19 protein-coding genes are annotated in these 19,558 nt (G+C 68.3%); 14 read left to right on the top strand and 5 right to left on the bottom strand.

All coding sequences use genetic code 11. From position 1 onward, the window contains the following. Positions 1-167: 167 nt before the first annotated feature. Both otsB and kstR read right to left on the bottom strand, forming a co-directional pair. Positions 168-2,738, bottom strand: coding sequence for a trehalose-phosphatase (gene otsB / locus ACFWO8_RS30410; RefSeq protein ID WP_378970937.1), 2,571 nt, complete (start codon positions 2,736-2,738; stop codon positions 168-170). Positions 2,739-3,081: 343 nt separating this feature from the next. Continuing rightward, positions 3,082-3,696, bottom strand: coding sequence for a cholesterol catabolism transcriptional regulator KstR (kstR, locus tag ACFWO8_RS30405; protein WP_378970926.1), 615 nt, complete (start codon positions 3,694-3,696; stop codon positions 3,082-3,084). 147 nt (positions 3,697-3,843) lie between these two features. On the opposite strand from kstR, the gene ACFWO8_RS30400 reads away from it, so the two are divergent. From ACFWO8_RS30400 to ACFWO8_RS30370, 7 genes are all read left to right on the top strand, one after another. After that, positions 3,844-5,970: an acyl-CoA dehydrogenase family protein gene (locus ACFWO8_RS30400; protein ID WP_378970910.1), complete on the top strand. Its 2,127-nt coding sequence runs from the start codon at positions 3,844-3,846 to the stop codon at positions 5,968-5,970. A gap of 4 nt (positions 5,971-5,974) precedes the next feature. Continuing rightward, positions 5,975-7,054, top strand: a complete 1,080-nt coding sequence (locus ACFWO8_RS30395; protein WP_378970898.1) for an acyl-CoA dehydrogenase family protein — start codon at positions 5,975-5,977, stop codon at positions 7,052-7,054. Next, positions 7,039-8,202 carry an acyl-CoA dehydrogenase family protein gene (locus tag ACFWO8_RS30390; protein WP_378970891.1) on the top strand — a complete coding sequence of 388 codons (1,164 nt, stop codon included), beginning with the start codon at positions 7,039-7,041 and terminating at the stop codon, positions 8,200-8,202. The genes ACFWO8_RS30395 and ACFWO8_RS30390 overlap by 16 nt, the downstream gene beginning before the upstream one ends. A 14-nt stretch (positions 8,203-8,216) precedes the next feature. Beyond that, positions 8,217-9,170: a bifunctional MaoC family dehydratase N-terminal/OB-fold nucleic acid binding domain-containing protein gene (locus ACFWO8_RS30385; protein ID WP_378970882.1), complete on the top strand. Its 954-nt coding sequence runs from the start codon at positions 8,217-8,219 to the stop codon at positions 9,168-9,170. A gap of 88 nt (positions 9,171-9,258) precedes the next feature. Further along, positions 9,259-9,681: a MaoC family dehydratase gene (locus tag ACFWO8_RS30380; protein ID WP_378970866.1), complete on the top strand. Its 423-nt coding sequence runs from the start codon at positions 9,259-9,261 to the stop codon at positions 9,679-9,681. Beyond that, on the top strand, positions 9,678-10,859 hold the full coding sequence (locus tag ACFWO8_RS30375) for a lipid-transfer protein (protein WP_378970862.1): 1,182 nt from the start codon (positions 9,678-9,680) through the stop codon (positions 10,857-10,859). Before ACFWO8_RS30380 ends, ACFWO8_RS30375 begins: the two co-directional genes overlap by 4 nt. A 42-nt stretch (positions 10,860-10,901) precedes the next feature. After that, positions 10,902-11,339, top strand: coding sequence for an NUDIX domain-containing protein (locus tag ACFWO8_RS30370; RefSeq protein WP_378970852.1), 438 nt, complete (start codon positions 10,902-10,904; stop codon positions 11,337-11,339). Here ACFWO8_RS30370 and ACFWO8_RS30365 read toward each other — a convergent pair. Further along, complete coding sequence (locus tag ACFWO8_RS30365; RefSeq protein WP_378970847.1) at positions 11,312-11,917, bottom strand: TetR/AcrR family transcriptional regulator; 606 nt, start codon at positions 11,915-11,917, stop codon at positions 11,312-11,314. The genes ACFWO8_RS30370 and ACFWO8_RS30365 overlap by 28 nt on opposite strands. Positions 11,918-11,982: 65 nt before the next feature. Between ACFWO8_RS30365 and zapE the strand changes: the two genes are divergently transcribed. The 6 genes from zapE (at position 11,983) to ACFWO8_RS30335 (ending at position 17,508) form a co-directional block, all read left to right on the top strand. Further along, positions 11,983-13,161, top strand: coding sequence for a cell division protein ZapE (gene zapE / locus ACFWO8_RS30360; protein WP_378970842.1), 1,179 nt, complete (start codon positions 11,983-11,985; stop codon positions 13,159-13,161). A gap of 146 nt (positions 13,162-13,307) precedes the next feature. Further along, positions 13,308-14,246, top strand: coding sequence for a DUF4129 domain-containing protein (locus tag ACFWO8_RS30355; protein ID WP_378970833.1), 939 nt, complete (start codon positions 13,308-13,310; stop codon positions 14,244-14,246). Between the two features lie 70 nt (positions 14,247-14,316). After that, positions 14,317-14,811 (top strand): hypothetical protein, encoded by a 495-nt coding sequence (locus ACFWO8_RS30350; RefSeq protein WP_378970830.1) that lies wholly within the window; start codon positions 14,317-14,319, stop codon positions 14,809-14,811. A 17-nt stretch (positions 14,812-14,828) separates the two neighbouring features. Then, a complete protein-coding gene (locus ACFWO8_RS30345) occupies positions 14,829-15,791 on the top strand; it encodes an AAA family ATPase (RefSeq protein WP_378970823.1) in 963 nt (320 codons plus the stop codon). After that, positions 15,788-17,062 (top strand): DUF58 domain-containing protein, encoded by a 1,275-nt coding sequence (locus tag ACFWO8_RS30340; protein ID WP_378970819.1) that lies wholly within the window; start codon positions 15,788-15,790, stop codon positions 17,060-17,062. Before ACFWO8_RS30345 ends, ACFWO8_RS30340 begins: the two co-directional genes overlap by 4 nt. Continuing rightward, positions 17,059-17,508 carry a hypothetical protein gene (locus ACFWO8_RS30335; protein ID WP_378970814.1) on the top strand — a complete coding sequence of 150 codons (450 nt, stop codon included), beginning with the start codon at positions 17,059-17,061 and terminating at the stop codon, positions 17,506-17,508. The genes ACFWO8_RS30340 and ACFWO8_RS30335 overlap by 4 nt, the downstream gene beginning before the upstream one ends. A gap of 2 nt (positions 17,509-17,510) precedes the next feature. Here the strand turns inward: ACFWO8_RS30335 and ACFWO8_RS30330 are convergent, their stop codons facing one another. After that, positions 17,511-18,428 carry an SDR family NAD(P)-dependent oxidoreductase gene (locus ACFWO8_RS30330; RefSeq protein ID WP_378970811.1) on the bottom strand — a complete coding sequence of 306 codons (918 nt, stop codon included), beginning with the start codon at positions 18,426-18,428 and terminating at the stop codon, positions 17,511-17,513. A 103-nt stretch (positions 18,429-18,531) separates the two neighbouring features. Here ACFWO8_RS30330 and ACFWO8_RS30325 point away from each other — a divergent pair, with 103 nt between their 5' ends. Then, a complete protein-coding gene (locus tag ACFWO8_RS30325) occupies positions 18,532-19,197 on the top strand; it encodes a TetR family transcriptional regulator (protein ID WP_378970806.1) in 666 nt (221 codons plus the stop codon). Here ACFWO8_RS30325 and ACFWO8_RS30320 read toward each other — a convergent pair whose 3' ends face one another. After that, positions 19,198-19,545, bottom strand: a complete 348-nt coding sequence (locus tag ACFWO8_RS30320; RefSeq protein WP_378970801.1) for a winged helix-turn-helix transcriptional regulator — start codon at positions 19,543-19,545, stop codon at positions 19,198-19,200. Positions 19,546-19,558: the final 13 nt, after the last annotated feature.

Below are 19,558 nucleotides of genomic sequence, written 5' to 3'. Positions count from 1 at the left end.
CGGCGACCCGGCCGCGGACCGGCCACTTCGTGGCCGCCGCTCCCCAGGGGTCGCGGGTGCGGGGTTGGGAGTGCGGTCATGGCGGTCTTGGGGTGCGCGGTGGGGTGGTAGTGCCATGGCGGATTTGGGGTGTGCGGTGTGGATGGTGGTGAGTGCTGGTTGGTCGGTTACACGAGGGCGTTGACCGGCTGGCTCAGTAGCTGAGCGCAGCGCAGCAGGCCCAGGTGGCTGTAAGCCTGGGGGTGATTACCGAGGGAACGCTCGGCGACGGGGTCGTATTCCTCGCTGAGCAGGCCGGTGGGGCCCGCCGCCGCTACGAGCTGGGCGAAGAGTGCCTCGGCATCGGAGCGCCTGCCGATCAGCAGGTAGGCCTCCACCAGCCAGGCGGCACACAGGTGGAAGCCACCTTCGCCGCCGGGCAGGCCGTCGTCGTGGTGGTAGCGGTACACCGTCGCACCACTGCGCAGCTCGGCCTCGGTGGCCACCACCGTCGCGGCGAAGCGGGGGTCGGCGGGGTCGATCAGGCCGCTCAGGCCGATGTGCAGGGTGGCCGCGTCCAGATCGGTGCCGTCGTAGGCGGCGGTGTAGGACTGGACCTCGTCGTTCCAGCCCTTCGCCTTCACCTCGTCGGCGATCGTGTCGCGCAGCGTCACCCAGTCGGGGTCGGCGGGGCGATCGAAGCGCTCGGCCAGGGTCAGTGCGCGGTCGATGGTGAGCCAGCCCATCACCTTCGAGTACACGTGGTGGCGCGGATTGCCGCGGATCTCCCAGATGCCGTGGTCGGGTTCGGTCCAGCGCCGCTGCACCGCCGACACCATCGCGGACACCAGTTCCCAGTCGGCGTCCGGCAGGGCCTTGGCCGGGGAGGTGATGCCCTGACGCTCGCGTTCGTGTGACATCGAGGTGATCAGGTCGACGATCGGCCCGAACACGTCGAGTTGCACCTGCATATTGGCCGCGTTGCCCACCCGCACCGGCCGCGACCCGGCATAGCCGGGCAGCGCGTCGATCACGGCTTCGGGCGGCAGGGTCTCGCCGTAGATCGTGTACAGCGGGTGCAGGCGCTCGGGCCCCGGAAGGGTGTCGAGCACCTTGTGCACCCAGCCGAGGAATTCGTCGGCCTCGGTGAGCGAGCCGAGGGTCACCAGCGCCTGCGCGGTCAGCGACGCGTCACGCAGCCAGCAGTAGCGGTAGTCCCAGTTGCGTACGCCGCCGATGTCCTCGGGCAGCGAGGTAGTGGCCGCGGCCAGGATCGACCCGGACGGGCGATGTACCAGACCGCGCAGCGTCAGCGCCGACCGCTTCATCAGATCCGGCTTGAGCGGCGGCAACTGCAACCCGGCCGCCCACTGTGACCAGTACTGCTCGGCGAGCTGTCGGCGTTGCGGCTCCGGCGTCATCGAGGGTGCGAGATCGGCCGTCCCGCAGCGCAATTCGAGCACGACTGGCCCGAGCGACGGATCGACCACCGCGCGCGCCTGCTCGTTGGTGCCGTCGGACCGGATCTCCCACACCACACCGGGGGAGCGCAGCACCATCGGATCGTTGGTGCCGCTGACCTGAATCCCGTTGCGCACAGCCTCCATTCGCACCGGCACCTGACCGAACTCCGGCTGCGGCGCGAAGGTGACGACGGCCTTCGCGGTGCCGGTGATCACCCTGGTCAGGTCGGTGCGATCGGGGGCGACGTCGTGCGGCAGGTAGTCGGCCACTTGCAAACTGGCCCACCGTGTTTCGACCGTCATCGTGCCGTCTACGTACCGCTGCGACAGCGGCAGGCTCTGGCGTTCGGGTGCCACTGTGAAGTGCCCGGCCGCCGCGCCGCCGAGCAGGTGCGCGAACACCGCCGCCGAATCCGGCTCGGGGTGGCAGAACCAGGTGACCGTCGCGTCAGGGGTGAGCAGTGCGACCGAGCGCGGGCTGGCGAGCATGCTCAGCCGCTCGATCCGCGGTGCGCTCGCCCCGGCCAGCCAGGTGCGCCGCTCCTCGACCAGGAACGCCAGCGCGCGCGCCACGTCTTCGGTGGAGTCCACGTGCAGCTTGGCGATGGTCTCGCCCTCGCCGACCTTGATGCCCACATCGGGTCCCGACAGCACCCGGAACGCCTTCTCGTCGGTGACGTCGTCGCCGAAGAACACTGCGGCGGAAGCGCTTTCCTGATGACGGATGGTGTCGAGCGCGGTGCCCTTGTCGGTCGGGATCACCGCGAGCTCGATCACCGCCTTGCCCTCGGTCACCTGCACGCCCACCCAGCAAGCCGGGCCCTGGCGCACGGAGGTCAGTGCGCGCCTGCCGATTTCAGGGCTGGCGTTACGCACGTGCAGCGCGGCGCTGGCCGGCTTCATCTCGACGGTTACGCCCGGGTTCTCGGCGGCGATCTTGGAGAACGCTGAATTGATCTCCGTCAGTAGCTGTTTGGCGTCATTGTCGATCGCGTGCACGAAGCCGACGTCGAATTCCGAGCCGTGACTTCCGATCAGCTGCACCTCGACCGGCAGGCGCGACAGTGCGGCCAGATCGCGTAGCGCTCTGCCGGAAATCACCGCCGCGGTAGTGTTCGACAACCCCGCCAGCGCGCGTAACGCGCTCACCGATTCCCGTTGGGGAAACGCTTTCGACGGGTCGGACACGATCGGGGCGATTGTCCCGTCGTAGTCCGAGGCAACCAAGAGCCGTGGCACGCGCGCAACCGACGCCAGTGCACGGCGGACATCCAAGGGCAGTTCCTGTGCGCTCACGCATCCAACCTAGTGATGGGAGGAGTTGATCAGGGGGCGCGAAAAACAATACTGCGTCAATTTTGCCGCGCGAGCGGCGCGGCGGGTTGTGCGCACGATCCCCGTTCGTTTGCTCGCGACCTTACGGCAAATTCCGGACCGGCGGCCTGCCGTCGCCCGCCGGATCTGTCGAGCTCACCGGGCGTATGGCGGCCCGGCAAGGCGCGCGGGGCCGGTAGATGCGCTGTTTCGCATATGCGACGTCGGCTATGCATCTTCCTACTGGAAGACGCACAGCCGACGTGTGTCAACAGCTATGGGTGATTTGTGATGATGCGGCAGTACGAATTGCCGGGTTGCTGGGTTATCCGCGATTGCCCAGCAACAGGTCGACGGTGAGCTCGAGCCGTTCCGTTACATCGGTCGCGGAGGCTCGCCGGGTGAGCCAGGCCACCAGGTTCGACAGCCACACATCGGAGATGACGCGGGCGATCGCGAGCTGACGTTCGTCGGGTTCGCCGTCGCTCATCGCGCGGGCGAAGACCCGGTCCATCACCTTGCCGACCCGGGCGACCTCCGTGGCGGCCGAGGCGTCGGCGAACATGAACGCGCGCGTCATGGCCTCGGTGAGTAGGGGGTCGCGCTGCATCATCCGGGTTATCTGGGTGAGCAGGCCGTGCATCCGCTCGGAGGGGCCATCGCCGGGCAGCGGCCTGCGCTTGCCCTCGAACGTCTCGAATTCCCTGGCCAGCGCCGAGACGAGCAGGTGCACCTTGGACGGGAAGTAGCGGTACAGGGTGCCGACGGCGACATCGGCGCGTTCGGCGACTGCGCGCATCTGCACGGCGTCGTAGCCGCCCTTGGAGGCCAGCGCGAGGGTGGCGTCGAGGATGCGCTTGCGCCGGTCGCGTTGCGCGCCGGAGCTGAGCTCTTCCTCGGACAGCGTTGTCACGGTGGGCGTTGGTGCAGGCCTGTCCATCGTGGAAACCCTTTCGCTTCGGTGAAATTTCGTCGGCCGCGCCGAGCGAAAAACGTGGAGCGAGTGTAGCGCTCTTGACTTATGCCCGGCCTAGATATTAGAACATGTTCTAGGAGTGGTAACCACGCCGGAAAGGCGGATCTTCTTGTGACCATCGCCACCACTGACGAGCACAAAGCCGTCGCGGCGTCGCTGCGGGGCTGGGCGAGTTCGGTCGCGCCGATTGAAACAATGCGGGCAGGCGGTTCGGGCGCCTGGCGCGACTACTGGCCCGCGCTCGGCGAGTTCGGGCTGTTCGAAGTCGCCCTGTCCGAGGACAATGGCGGGCTCGGCGGCACGGTCGCGGACCTCGCTGTCATGCTCGAGCAGACCGGCGACGACTTGGTCGGCGGTCCGGTACTGGCGACCGCGCTGGCCGGACTGATCACCAAGGGCGCGCTCGCCGAGGGTGCCCCGTGCGCGGTCGCGGTGCCCGGCGACGAGCAGGCGGCGAAGGCGGCTCCCACCGATGCCGGCTGGAGTGTCACCGGCACGTGGGATGTCGTCTACGGCGCCGATGCCGATACGCAGGTCCTGGTGCCCGCCGACACCGTCGACGGCACCCGCTGGCTGCTGATTCCGGCTGCGGCGGTGACGATTACGCTGCTGTCGCAGGGCGACCACACCGTGCCGCTGGCGCGGGTGAGCGCCACCGAGGTGGCGGTTCCCGCTGAGCACGGCTTCGCGCCCACCGCCGATGTCACCGATCTGTTCGTGGCACTCGCGGTGTCGGAACTGGCGGGCGTGGCCGGCTGGTGCTTGCGCACAGCCGTCGAATATGCCCGTGTCCGTGAACAATTCGGCAAACCCATCGGCAGCTTCCAAGCGATCAAGCACCTGTGTGCCTGGATGCTGTGCCGCACCGAACTGATCCGCGCGGTCGCCGCCGACGCCGCTGCCGCAATCGATGAAGGTGGCGACGAACTCCCGATCGCCGCCGCTGTCGCCGCGTCGGTGGCCTTGGACGCCGCGGTCGACAACGCCAAGGACGCCATCCAGGTGCTCGGCGGTATCGGCTTCACCTGGGAGCATGACGCGCACTTCTACCTGCGCCGGGCGAGCTCGCTGCGCCAGCTGCTCGGTGGCTCGGCACGCTGGCGGGCCAGGGTCACCGAGCTCACCAGGGCCGGTCAGCGGCGCACCACCGGTGCCGAGCGGGTCCTCGGCGACGCGACGGGCGACTCCGCGCTGACCGCCGAGATCGCCGCCATCGCCGCGCTCACGCCCGAACAGCAGCAGCGCGCCCTGGTCGAGGGCGGTTTCGTGATGCCGCATTGGCCGAAACCATATGGGCGCGAAGCGGATCCGATGACTTGCCTGCAGATCGGCGAGCAGCTGCGCCAGGCCGATCTGCAGACCCCCGACCTGGCGATCGCGGGCTGGGCGGTGCCGACCCTGCTGCGTTTCGGCACGCCCGAGCAGATCGAGCGCTATGTCTGGCCGTCGCTGCACGGCGAGGTGACCTGGTGCCAGCTGTTCAGCGAACCGGGCGCCGGCTCGGACCTCGCCGCCCTGCGGACCACCGCCGAGAAGGTCGACGGTGGCTGGGTGCTGCGCGGCCAGAAGGTGTGGACGTCGCTGGGAACTATCGCGAACTGGGGCATCTGCCTGGCCCGCACCGATCCCACCGCCGCCAAGCACCGCGGGATCAGCTACTTCCTGGTCGACATGCGCGCCGCGGGCGTGCAGGTGCGCCCGCTGGTCACGATCACCGGTGAGGAACGCTTCAGCGAGGTTTTCCTCGACGACGTGTTCGTGCCCGACGAAGGCCTGGTCGGCGCGCTGAACAACGGCTGGAAGATCGCGCGCACCACCCTGACGGCCGAACGGGTCGCCATGGGCGGCGGTGGTATCGGCGGCGCGCTGGAAGCGCTGCTCGACAGCTTCCCGGCCGGCGGTGGCTGGGGATCTGAACTGCGTGAGGACCGCTTCGGTGCCCTGATCACCTCCTCGGTCGCCGGTTCCCTGCTGGAACAGCGGATCGCGGTGGCGACCATGGCCGGCGTGGACGCGGGCCCGCAGGCCAGCGTCCGCAAGCTCGTCGGCGTCCGGCACCGGCAGGACCTGGCCGAGTTCGAGCTGGAACTCAACGGCCGTGACGGTGCCATGGAGAACATCGCCCTGCAAGAATTCCTGCTCACACGCTGCCTCTCCATCGCGGGTGGTACCGAGCAGATCCTGTTGACCGTGGCCGCCGAGCGGATCCTCGGTCTGCCGCGCGACGCGGACAGTTAGCTCGATGAGAGAGGACGCCGTGGACTTCAACCGCGACGAAAGCGCCGACGCTGTAGCCGAGGTGGTCGTGAGCCTGCTCGAACGTGAGCAGGCCCGCGATATGCAATTGTGGCCGAGCCTGATCGACTCCGGTCTGCTCGCGGTCGCCGTACCCGAGCGGTTCGGTGGCGACGGCATGGGCCTGCTGGAGGTATCGGCGCTGCTCATGGAGCTGGCAACGGATGCTGTCGCGGTGCCCGCGCTGCCGACCTTCGGGTTCGGCGTGCTGCCGCTGCTGTCGCAGCTGTCCGACGAGCTCGCCGAGCGGGTGCTCGCCGAGGTCGGCAAGGGCACCGTGCTCACCGCGGCGCTCAATGAACCGGGCGCGCCGTTCACCACCGCGCCGAGCACCACCGCGGTGCGCGCGGGTGACACGGTGCGGATCACCGGCCGCAAGGTCGGTGTGATCTACGCCGAACAGGCACGCTGGATCCTGGTCCCCACCGATTCCGGTGTGGCCCTTGTCGAGTCGGTGGCACCGGGGATCGAGATCCTGCCGATCGCCGGCTCGGCGGGTATCCCGGAGGCGACGCTCGTGCTCGACGACGTCGAGATCCCGGCCGCCCAGCTGCTGCCCGACGCGCTGCCCACGCTGCACCGCTACGCCCTGGCGAGCGTCGGCGCGGTCGCCGACGGCCTGCTCGCAGGCGCGTTGAAGCTGACCGCCGAACACGTGCGCACCCGCCACCAGTTCGGTCGGCCGCTGGCCGAGTTCCAGGCGGTGGCCCAGCAGATCGCGGATCTGTACGTGGTCTCGCGCACCCTGCATGTCGCCGCCGAGTCGGCGTGCTGGGCACTGGCACAGGATGATTCGTCGCCGGAGCGTCAGCGCCGGATCGACGAGGACCTCGACGTGCTCGCCTACTGGGCGGCGGCCGAAGTGCCGCGCGCGATGCAGAAATGTCATCACCTGCACGGTGGCCTCGGGGCCGACATCACCCACCCGATGCACCGCTACTTCTCACAGGCCAAAGACCTCGTCCGCCTGCTCGGTGGCGCCGGTCTGCGCCTCGACCTTCTGGGGGCAAGATGTTCATCGATCTGACCGCCGAGCAACAGCGACTGCGCGACGAATTGCGTTCCTATTTCGCCGATCTGGTGAGCCCGGCGGAAGCGGCCGCGATGGCCACCGACCGGCACGGCGACGCTTACCGCGAAGTGGTGTGCCGGATGGGCCGTGACGGCTGGCTCGGTGTCGGCTGGCCAAAGGAGTTCGGCGGCCAGGGCTTCGGTCCGATGGAACAGCAGATCTTCTTCAACGAGGCGGTCCGCGCCGATGTGCCGCTGCCGCTGGTGACGCTGCTGACGGTCGGCCCGACTTTGCAGAAGTACGGCACCGATCTGCAGAAGAAGAAGTTCCTGCCCGGAATCCTTTCCGGTGACATCCATTTCGCGATCGGTTACTCCGAACCGGATGCCGGAACCGACCTGGCCTCACTGCGGACGTCCGCCGTGCGCGACAGCAACGGCGACTGGATCATCAACGGGCAGAAGACCTTCACCACCGGCGCGCACGAAGCCGACTATGTGTGGGTGGCCTGCCGGACCGGTTCGGTCGAGTCGCGCCACCGGGGGATCACGATCCTGATCGTGGATACCAAGGATCCCGGCTACTCGTGGACGCCGATCATCACCGCCGACGGCGCCCACCACACCAACGCCACCTACTTCGACGACGTGCGGGTGCCCGCGGAGATGCTGGTCGGCGAGGAGAACAAGGGCTGGCGGTTGATCACCACCCAGCTCAACCACGAGCGGGTCAGTCTCGGTCCGTCGGGCAAGATCGAGCAACTCTACGATCGCCTGCACGACTGGTCGGCTGAGCACGGCTTGCTCGGCGAGCCGGAGGTTCGCCGCGCGCTCGGCCGGGTACGCACCATGGTGCGGCTCAACGAGCTGCTGAACTGGCAGGTCGCCGCCGCCGACAGCACCGCCGCGCAGAACGCGGTGATCGCCGACGCCTCGGCCACCAAGGTCTTCTCCACCGAGTCGTTGCAGGAGGCCGGTCGGCTGGTCGAGGAGATCATCGGCCGCTTCGGTGATCTGGCCGAGCCGGATACGGCGGCGTTGATGGGGTGGCTGGACCGGCGCACCAAACAGAACGTCGTCGTCACCTTCGGCGGCGGCGTGAACGAGATCATGCGCGAACTGGTGGCCACGGCCGGCCTCGAACTGCCGCGCGTCCCCCGATGAGCAAGGAGTCGCGCGTGCCGGAAGGTATTGCCCCCGAAGATGTTCCCGAGGCGCTGGCGAAGCTGTCGGCCGCGGGCGAATCGGCGCCACGGGCCGGACGTGATCCGGTGAACCGGCCGATGATCAACAACTGGGTCGAGGCGATCGGCGACACCAACCCGATCTACGTCGACGAGGCCGCCGCCAAGGCTGCCGGTCATCCGGGCATCGTCGCCCCGCCTGCCATGGCGCAGGTGTGGACGATGAACGGTCTGCGCGGTGTGCGCACCGCCGACGATCCGCTCGGCCTGGCGACGCAGTTGCTCGACGACGCGGGCTACACCTCGGTCGTCGGCACCAACTGCGAGCAGACCTATCACCGTTACCTCCAGCCGGGCGAGGAGGTGACTGTCACCAGCAGGCTCTCGGAATTCAAGGGGCCCAAGCGAACCGGGCTCGGTGACGGCTGGTTCCTGACCTTCGCCACTACCTGGTCGGTCGGCGACGAGGTGGTCACCGAAATGCTGTTCCGCATCCTGAAATTCGCGCCCGCCGCGAAAGACGATGTGGCCGCAGGCGATATCGCCCTCGCGCCCGAGGGTCGGGTCGGACCGGTCATCTCCAAGGACACCGAATTCTTCTGGGCCGGAACCGAAATCGGCGAGCTGCGGATCCAGCGCAGGCCCGACGGCACCCTGCAGCATCCGCCGGTGCCCGCCCTCTGGCAGGACAAGGCCGAGACCACCGACTATGTGGTGTCCGCCGGTACCGGCACGGTGTTCAGCTTCGTCGTGCACCACGCGCCGAAGGTGCCAGGACGCGAGCTGCCCTTCGTTGTCGCGCTGGTCGAACTCGACGAGGGTGTGCGGATGCTCGGTGAGCTGCGCGGCATCGACCCGGCCGAGGTCGCCATCGGCGTACCCGTCCGCGTGGCCTTCGAGAAACTCGGCGACGGAACCGTCCTGCCGTACTGGCAGGCCGTGCGATGACCGGCGCACCCCACGCAGGCGCAACGCGGTCCACCGTCGGCGGTCATGGCATGCCGACGCGCTCTGTCCGTCCGGAAAGGACCTGCTAGTGACAACGACTATCGATCCCGCGGCCATCGCAGTGGGCGCTGTCCTCCCGGAGCTGGTGATCCACGCCGATCCCACCTTCGTGATCAGCACCGCGCTGGCCACCCGGGATTTCCAGGATGTGCATCACGACCGCGACAAGGCGGTCGAGCGTGGCTCCAGCGATATCTTCGTCAATATCCTCACCGACACCGGTCTGGTGCAGCGGTTCGTCACCGACTGGGCGGGTCCGACCGCGCTGGTGAAGTCCATCGCGTTGCGGTTGGGCGTGCCGCTGTATTCCGGTGACACCCTGACTCTTTCGGGCACCGTCACCGAAGTCGCGGGTGCGCGGGTCACCATCGACGTGCGCGGCCGCGACAGCCTCGGTGAGCACATCACCGCCACCGCCGTCATCGGCGTTCCCGAACTGGAGGCGAAATGAGCACCACAGCCGCTGGCCTGTCCGGGCGCGCCGCCATCGTCGGCATCGGCGCCACCGATTTCTCCAAGGATTCCGGCCGCAGTGAACTGCGGCTGGCCGCGGAGGCGGTCAGCGCGGCGCTGGCCGACGCGGGTCTCACTCCCGCCGATGTCGATGGTCTGACCACCTTCACCATGGACACCAACACCCAGGCCGCGGTGGCCAGGGCGGTCGGCATTCCGAGCCTGAAGTTCTTCAGCCACATCGGTTATGGCGGCGGTGCCGCGTGCGCGACCGTGCAGCAGGCCGCCATGGCCGTGGCCACCGGTGTGGCCGATGTCGTGGTCGCCTATCGCGCGTTCAACGAACGTTCCGGCGCCCGATTCGGCCAGTTCTCGCCCGCGCTGGCGGCCGCGCCGACGTCGTCGGGGATCGACGCGGGCTGGGCCTACCCGCAGGGTCTCGGCACGCCCGCCGCGCAGGTCGCGATGGTTGCCCGCCGCTATATGCATGTCACCGGCGCGACCAGCGCCGACTTCGGCGCCGTCGCGGTGGCCGACCGCAAGCACGCCGCGGTGAACCCCAATGCCTTCTTCTACGGCAAGCCGATCACCCTGGAACAGCACCAGGATTCGCGCTGGATCGCCGAACCGCTGCACCTGCTCGACTGCTGCCAGGAGTCCGATGGTGGCGTGGCCATCGTGGTCACCAGTGCCGAACGCGCCCGCGACCTCCCGCAGCGCCCCGCGATCATCGCGGCCGGCGCGCAGGGCAGCGCCGTCGACCAGTACGTGATGACCAGCTACTACCGCGACGCCATGACCGGCCTGCCGGAAATGGGTCTCGTCGGCGACCAGCTGTGGGCGCAGAGTGGCCTGACCGCCGCCGATATGCAGGCCGCGATCCTCTACGACCACTTCACCCCGTTCGTGCTCATGCAGCTCGAGGAACTGGGCTTCTGCCCCCGCGGGGAAGCCAAGAACTTCATCGCCGACGGCGCCATCGAGATCGGCGGCCGCCTTCCGCTCAATACGCACGGCGGTCAGCTCGGTGAGGCCTATATCCACGGCATGAACGGCATCGCCGAAGCGGTCCGCCAGATCCGCGGTACCTCGGTCAACCAGGTAGACGCCCTGGAACGCATCCTGGTTACCGCGGGCACCGGCGTCCCCACCTCCGGGCTGGTGCTGACGTCGTAACACGGTGCCCGTTCGGGCCGCGCCTCTCGTACGCTCGACCAGGTGACTCCCCGCCACCTGGTCGACGTGCACATCCTGCTGATCCGCGGTGACCAGGTCCTGTTGAGCCTGCGCCGCAGCGGCGACGAGTTCGATCACCGCTGGCACCTGCCGTCGGGAAAGCTCGAGGCAGGCGAATCGGTGGCGACGGCCGCGGTCCGGGAAGCCGCGGAGGAGGTCGGGGTCGACCTCGATCCCACCGCGTTGCGTCTGTTTCACGTCGCCCATGTCACCGCCCCCGGCCGTGACTCCCGGCTCGGCCTGTTCTTTCGTGCCGAGGATTGGCGCGGTGAACCTTTCAATCGTGAACCCGATAAATGCTATGCACTGCAGTGGTTTTCGCTGGGTGAATTACCCGCCGACCTGATCGAGTATTCCGCTCTCGGATTGGCGGCGCTGAATTCGGCCGCTCCCTATTCCGAATTCGGTTGGCCCGGCTGATATTGCGGCCACTTGTGGAGAAACTCGGCCAGCGGCCGGGCGAGCTGATCGACGTCGCCCGACGATCCCGCGCGCAGTCCCGCGAACCGATCGAAGACGAGTCCTTCCAGCAGCGCGAGGAAATCGTGGGCCGACTCGCGGGGTTCGGCGGCGCCGAGCGCCTCGAACAGATCGGTGGCGCGCTCCAGCGAGAACAGGCTGCCTGCCAGGCGGGCGTGTAGTTCGGGGTCGGAGAGCACCTCGATGATCAAGGCGTGCCGGGCGATCAGGTCGTGGCGGCGATGGTTGAGTAGCTGATCGAGCCAAGTCGCGATATCGCGTGCGACCTGCGCAGGGTCCAGGGGCTGCCCGCTCGGGAAGTTCGCTTGTGCGGCAAGGAAATCCGCGCGCGACCGGGCAGTGATCCCAGCTGCGACCGCTTCGATCAAGGCCTGTCGCGTGCGGAAGTAGTACGAGGTCGAACCCGGAGGCAACGCCAGCTGAGTGTCCAGCGCGCGGTGGGTGAGCGCGCGGATTCCCCGTGTCGCGATGAGTTCGATGGCGCCCGCCACGATCTGTGCCCGCCGGTCTGTGGACATCGTCACCTCTCCTGGCCGTCGGCGACGCCCGTCCTCTACAACTGTAGAGGATCAAGGAGGCTCGCATGGAACCCGACACCGTGGTGCTCGACCCCGCCCAACAAGCGGCCCTACACGCGCTCGAATCACTGCTCGACGAGGTCCGCCCTCTCGGGCGCCCCGCCGAACACGACGATCGGCGCACGGGTCGTTTCGGCATCCCGCGCAGACGCCCCGCTCAACGCGGCAACCGATGGCCGGGCGCATCTGCCATACCGCGCGGGCGCCCCGCTGCACGCGGCGACCGACATCCAGGTCGACCCGGTGACCTGCGCGCGGGTATCTACCTGCACGGCCGCCCGGGTCGCGGCAAGACGATGGTGATGGACCGCTTCTTCGCCTCGGTCGACACAAACCGCAAGCGCCGCTTCCACTTCCACACCTTCTTCGCGGCCCTGCACTCCGCCACCCACACCCTCGGCTCGATCGAACGCGCCATCGACGAACTCCTCGGCGCCGCCGACCTGGTCTGCTTCGACGAATTCCACGTCAACGACATCGGCGACGCCATGCTCGTCGCTCGCATGCTCGAAGCCCTCTTCGCCGACCACCGCACCCTCGTGGTCACCTCGAACTACCGGCCACGCGACCTCCTGCCCAACCCGTTGTTCCACGATGCCTTCTTGCCCACCATCGAGTTGATCCTCGCCAACCTCGACACCATCACCCTCGATGGACCACTCGACTACCGCACCCGCACGCCACACCGCGACGCCGGCTTCCTCGCGGGTCGCTACGTGCTCACAGGGGGTGTCGGATCGGTGTCACCTCGCGTAGGCTCTGCCGTTGCTCGTCACAGCACGGGTTCGCCCGCTGTGGGGCAGGCTTACTCTCACGACATCGAGCGGTCCGCCGTCGACGTGCCCCTCGGCAACGGCCGAACCATTCGCGCGCACGCCGCCACCGACACCATCACCCTCGACTTCCACGGCATCTGTGCCGCCCCCACGAGCGCCGCCGACTACCTCCGCCTCGCCGAGCGCTTCCGCCACTGGACCATGCGCGAGGTCCCGCCACTTCGCGAGGTCCCGCCCGATTGGTCCATGCGCCTGGTGAACCTCGTCGATGTCCTCTACGACGCCGATCTGCCGTTCACCATCCACGCCGCCGAACCCCCACATGAGTTGACCGCGGGCGTCCCCGCGATTCCCGATCTGGCGCGCACCGCCAGCCGTCTCGGTGAGCTGCCGATAATTGCGTGCTGAAAGGCTCGCATTGCATAGCGGGCCCTTGATCTCGGGGGGACAATAAAGGCAGAGTGGCCGAAAGTGTCGATTCACTCTCGAGCGGACCACTCGCCATGTAACTATGTGGCTGATTTGTGCAGGCTCTGGGGTTTGGTGGTACAGCTGTGATCGGGGTGAATCAGCCCATTACGCGGGCGATTGTCGTGATCGCACTGATCGTCGCCGCGACGATCGCGTTGCAGGGCACCCTGCCCGGCGCCGGGCCGCACTCGACCGGCGCCCCTTCGCCGCTGCTCATCGCCGTGATGCCGGTACTGCTGCTGGTCTCGATCGTCATCCTGGTCGCGGGCGTGATCGCCAGCCAGCATCGGCTGCCGCTGGCGATGCCGGAAGCCGAACGCGACGCCATGCCGCGCATCAAGTGGCGCAGGATGGCGCTGCTGATCCCGATCGCCGTGGCCGGGGTCGCGCTGATCTTCGCCGGTGGTGTCACCGCGCTGTTCCTGCTGCCCGGTGCCCGCCCGATGCAGCCGGCCGCCGAGACGCTGTCCGAGGGCTCCGGCCCCGTGCCGACGACCGACACCCATGCCGCCGATCCCACGACCGGACCTACGGAACTCACCGGCACCGCCCTGGTGATCGCGGCGATCCTGGCCATCGTGCTGATCGTGGTCGCCCTGGTCGGCCTGGTCGTCGTCGCCGTGGCCGCGCGCCGCGAACCGGCCAACGCCGCGGCCATCGAGGACGAACCGAGCGCCAGCGCGGTCGATTCCCTCACGCGCGCTGCCGAAATGGGCCTCGCCGCGATGAACGCCCCCGGTCAGGATCCGCGCACCGCCATCATCGCCTGTTATGTGGCGATGGAGCGCGGCCTGTCCAGCGACCTCGCCGCCCGCCCGCTGGCCTCGGACACCCCGATGGAAGTGCTGGCCCGAGCCTTCGAAAGCGGTGTGCTGCACGATGCTTCGGCCCGTGAGCTGGTCGCGCTCTTCGAGGAGGCGCGGTTCAGCCCGCACTCGATGCTCGAATGGCAGCGCATGCGCGCCGAACAACTGCTGCGCATCGTGCTCACCGACTTGCAGCGCAGGCTGGTGACGGCATGAGCGGTCAGCGCCCGGAGGCGGTAGCGAAGCGTGACCACGCAGGGCGCCCGAGCATGCCAGGGGGCACCGCGTGAATCGGACTTCGGTGATTGTCACGGCCGTGCTCGCGGTCGTTGTGATCGAAGTGGTGTTGGTGCGGCTGAACCATGACTCGGTGCTGCTCGCTGTCACCGTTCCGGTGGCCGCGGCGCTCGCGATGCTGGTCTGGTCGCTGCGCCACCGCGTGATCCGTGAGGAACCGCTCACCGAGTACATCGACAACGGACCGGCGGAGATGCTCGGTCGCTGGCACGCGCGCGCCGAGATGCTCACCGCGCGCGCCGACGGCACCCGTGCCGACTGGGACCGCCACCTGCGGCCGTTGCTCGCCAAGGAATTCGAGGTGTCCACCGGGCTGAGGATTTCCAAGAATCGCCGGGCCACCGAGGCCGCCGGTCAGCTGCAGTTCGGACCTGAACTGTGGCGCTGGGTGGATCCGGCGAACTCCGCGCTGCGCGATCACACCGGTCGCGCACCGGGTAGAGAGGCGCTGGATGAGATCCTGCGCCGTTTGCAGACGATGTGAGGGGTTAGAGGCCACCGATGACAATGCCGTTGAACGTGACCGTCCAGCGCTCCGATGCCGTACTGCGTGAGCTGGGCCGTGTCGTGGTCGGCAAGCGAGATGAGTTGCAGCTCATCATGATTGCCGTGCTGGCCGGAGGGCATGTACTCATCGAGGACCTGCCGGGCCTCGGAAAGACCTTGATCGCGCGGTCTTTCGCGGCCGCGCTCGGACTCGACTTCACCCGCGTGCAGTTCACGCCGGATCTACTGCCCGCCGACCTGCTGGGTTCCACGATCTATGACATGGCGTCGGGCCGGTTCAATTTCCGTCGCGGCCCGGTGTTCACCAATGTGCTGCTCGCCGACGAGATCAACCGCACGCCACCCAAGACCCAGGCCGCCCTGCTGGAGGCCATGGCCGAGGGTCAGGTGAGCATCGACGGCGAAACCTTCCTGCTCCCACAGCCTTTCGTCGTGCTGGCCACCGACAACCCGATCGAGTACGAGGGCACCTACCCGCTGCCGGAGGCCCAGCTCGACCGCTTCGCCATCCAGCTGCGCCTGGGCTACCTCTCCGAGGCCGACGAGACCCAGATGATCCGGCGCAGGCTCGAACGTGGTTCCACCGCACCGCAAGTGGGCCAGGTCGTCGACGCGCAGGGCCTGATGGAGATGCGGCAGTCGGTCGAATTCGTCACCGTGCACCCCGACGTGGTGAGCTACGTCGTCGCGCTGGCCTCGGCTACCCGTAGTCATCCACAGGTGGAGGTCGGTGCCAGCCCGCGTGCCGAACTCGATCTGGTGCAGATGTCACGGGCCAGGGCCCTGCTGCTCGGTCGCGACTATGTGATCCCCGAAGACGTGAAAGCGCTGGCGGTCGCGGCGATGTCGCACCGCATCACCCTGCGCCCCGAGATGTGGGTCCGCCGCATTCGCGGTGAGGACGTCATCACCGAACTGCTCCGCCGGCTACCGGTGCCCCGCGCCACGAGCACATGAAGCATCGCGACGAATCCAGAACGGTCGAGGTCGACCTCCGGTGGCGGCCCGCCCCGCTGGTGTTCATCCTGGCCGGTTGCGCGGCAGCGGCACTGGTCGTCGCGGTGCTGCTCGGGCAGTGGCAGCTGGTCGTGTTCGCGGCCCCGATGCTCGGGGTGCTGGCCACCGCGCCGTGGCAGCAGGCGCCGACCAGGGTGCAGGTCGACGGCAGTGGCACCGTTCGCTGTTTCGAGAGCGAGGTGATCGATTGCAGCGCTGTCGCTTTCGTCGACAGTGGGCATGCGCTGCTGCGGATGACGGCCCTACCGATGCCCGGTCTCGAGGTCGAGGTGGAGGAAGCCCACGATTCCGGCGGCGCCCCCGCCGGCCTGCGACTCGGGCTCTCGGCCACCCGTTGGGGACGTTATCCGGTGCAGGTCAAGGTGTCCGCGCTGAGTCCGGCCGGTCTCGCGGTCGCGACAACCGAGCTGCCCGCGGCCAAACTCTACGTTTATCCCATCGCCGATCCGCAGCGAATGCGCCTGCCGCGCACCGAACTGCCCGACCGCATCGGCACCCACCTGACCCTCCGACACGGTCCCGGCGTCGAATACGCCGACATCCGCGCCTATACGCCGGGCGATCAGTTGCGCGCCGTCAACTGGCCGGTGAGTGCGCGGCGCGGCAGGCTCTACGTCACCCAGCGGTTCACCAACCGCTCCGCCGACGTGGTCGTCATGGTCGACACCTCCCAGCAAGCGCCTGGTCCGGCCAGCGCCTCGCTGGAACTCTCGGTGCGCGGCGCGGCCCAGGTGGTGCAGTCGACCCTGCAATCGGGCGACCGCACCGCCGTGGTGTGCCTGGGTGAATCGCCCCGCTGGCTGCGCCCCGATATCGGGCGCAGGCAGTTCTATCGCATTGTCGACACCGTCCTCGGCGTCGGTGACGAACACGTCGAGACCACCGGCACCCTCGCGCCGCACGCGGCCGTCCCGATCGGCGCGATCGTGGTCGCCTTCTCCACCCTGCTCGACACCCAGTTCGCGCTGTCCCTGATCGACCTGCGCAAACGCGGCCACGTGGTCGTCGCGGTCGACGTGCTGCGTGGCACGCCTTTCGAGGACGGCCTCGACCCGACCATGGCCAAGATGTGGCAGCTCGAACGCGCATCGATGTATCGGGATATGGGCACCGTCGGCGTCGACATCATCGCCTGGCCCGAAGACACCCGTCTCGACCAGGCCATGCGCCTGCTCCCCGAACATCGCCGAGCAATACGGGTACGCCGATGACCAGATTCCTTGCCCTGCTGGCAGGCTTGCTCCTGGTCGCGGCGGTCGCGCTGATCAACCCCGTCGCCGGCGTTCCCGCGCTGGTGCTGGTGATCGCGAGCTGGTGGTGGCGCCCGGCCTCGGTCGGCGCGGTCCTGATCGCCATCGCGGCCCTTGCCTTCGCCGATGTCGGCGTCATAGCCGCAGCGGCAACAGGTTTGGTCGCGACTACCTATCTGCTGAACGCCGCCGTCCTGCACGCCCCCGAAGGCGTAGTTCCCACCACCATCCCCTCGGTCGGCGGTGCGGTCCTGTTCACCATCGCCGCCGCCACCGCGGCCTGGGTCCCCGTCCAACTGATCTGGGCCCCGTTGGCCGCCCCCATCCTCATCGTCGCGATCTACGCCCTGCTGGTGAGCGGCCTCGCGGCCAAGGGCCCGACCGTCGACGAGATCCGCACCGAGTAGGACTAGCTGTGTACGGCCCGGCTGACGGGAAACGTCACGCCGGTGAGCTCCTCGGAGACGGTCCACAGGCGCTGCTGAATCGTTTGGTCGTGGGAGTCGGGGCTGGAGGTGACCAGCTTCGGATATCCCCGGATCTCCCCGCGGTTGCCCGGTCCGTAGTACTGCCCGCCGACGACGGCAGGGTCGGTGGCGGCGCGCAGAGTGGGCAGGGCGCCCATGTCGGCCCGCTGGGTGAGCAGTGGCGCCAGCCAGGTGACGGGCAGGCGGAGTGCGGTGGGCGTGTTGCGGATGAGTTCGGTGTTGGACACGCCGGGGTGGGCGGCGACCGCGACGGTGGTGCCGTGCGATGCGGGCCGGCGCTGCAATTCGTAGGTGAACATCAGGTTGGCGAGTTTGGACTGGCCGTAGGCGCCGATTCGGCCGTACGAGCGCTCCCACTGCAGGTCGTCGAAGTGGATGGCGGCCCGGATACGGTGGCCGGTGCTGCTGACAGTCACGACGCGGGAGCCGGGGACGGGCAGGAGCCGGTCCAGCAGTAGGCCGGTGAAAGCGAAGTGGCCGAGGTGATTGGTGCCGAACTGCACCTCGAAGCCGTCGGCGGTGGTCTGCCGCGGGGTGTACATAACACCCGCGTTATTGATGAGGAGGTCGATGCGCGGGTGGGCGGCCCGCAGGTCGGCGGCTGCGGACCGGATCGAGTCGAGCGAGGCCAGGTCGAGGGCCTGCACGGTGACGTCGCCGTTGATTCGGGCGGCCGCTTGCCTGCCCTTCTCGATGTCGCGGACGGCCAGCACCACCGTCGCCCCGCGTTCGGCGAGCATTCGGGCGGTCTCGAAACCCAGCCCGGTGTTGGCGCCGGTCACGATCGCCACCCGTCCGTGCTGGTCGGGGATGTGCTGCTCGGTCCAGTTGCCGCTCATGACGTACTCCTTATTAAGAACCATCGGTCTGTTATGAACATCAATGTAAAAGACCGCCGGTCTCCTGTCAAGGGACCGGCGGTCTTTAAGCTAGGGTGAAGGAGTGACATTTCAGCGGGCGCGTAGCGAGGAGCAGCGGGAGATCCGCCGCCGGGCGATCCTGGACACGGCGGCGGCGATGCTCGACGAGATGCCCGTGGCCGAGGTGACCCTCAACGAGCTCAGCCGACGGGTTGGCCTGGCCAAGTCGAACGTCCTGCGGTATTTCGAGTCGCGCGAGGCGGTGCTGCTCGAACTGCTCGACGTCTTCCTGGGGAGCTGGCTCGCCGAGCTTGCGGACGAGCTGGCCGCGGGCGTCGAGGCGCAGGCGGCGCCGGACGTGCGGGCGGGTCAGCTGGCCGAGATCCTCAGCCGGTCGCTGGCGGAACGGGTGGTGCTCTGCGACCTCTTCGGCGCGCAGGGTGGCGTCCTCGAGCACAACGTCTCGGTCGAGGTGGTCAAGCGGCACAAGCGTTCGTCCCTCACGAGGCTCGCGACCATGGCCGATCTCATGCGCCGTCACCTGCCGGAGCTCGGCGACGACGCACAGCTGTTCTGTCTGATGAGCCTGATCTCGGCCGGTGCCCTGTCGGCATACGTGCCGCCGCCACCCAGCGTCCTCGCCGCCTACGCGGACGAGCCCGCCCTCGGTGTGTTCAACATGGAGCTGCGCGACGCCCTGCGGTACTCCGTCACTACGGCGCTCGTGGGTGTGCTGCCGCGCGCCTGACTAGCGCTCGGGCCGCCAGGGGATTCGACCGTTGCCGTCGCCGGTGGGGGTCCACTGTTCGGACCAATCCCACAGGGGCTGGAGGGATTCGGCGAGGAGGGCGCCTTCGGTGGTGAGCTCATAGGCGCCCCGCGGTCCGTTCTTGCTGATCAGCGCTGCGGACTGGAGCTGCTGTAGGCGGTCCGAGAGCACGCTCGACGAGCAGTTGCCCATGCGCCGGCGGATGTCGAGGAAGCCGAGGGGGCCCGGTTCCAGTTCCCAGATGACGCGCAGCATCCAGCGCTGGCCGAGTAGGTCGATCGCGGCCAGGATCGCTTGCGAGGGCTCGTCGCCGGTTGCGCTTCTCATTCAGAAGCACGAT

The organism is Nocardia sp. NPDC058480 (assembly GCF_042720495.1).
GTDB lineage: Bacteria > Actinomycetota > Actinomycetes > Mycobacteriales > Mycobacteriaceae > Nocardia.
The sequence above is the reverse complement of the archived record's forward strand: the minus strand, read 5'-3'. Positions and strand labels throughout refer to the sequence as shown.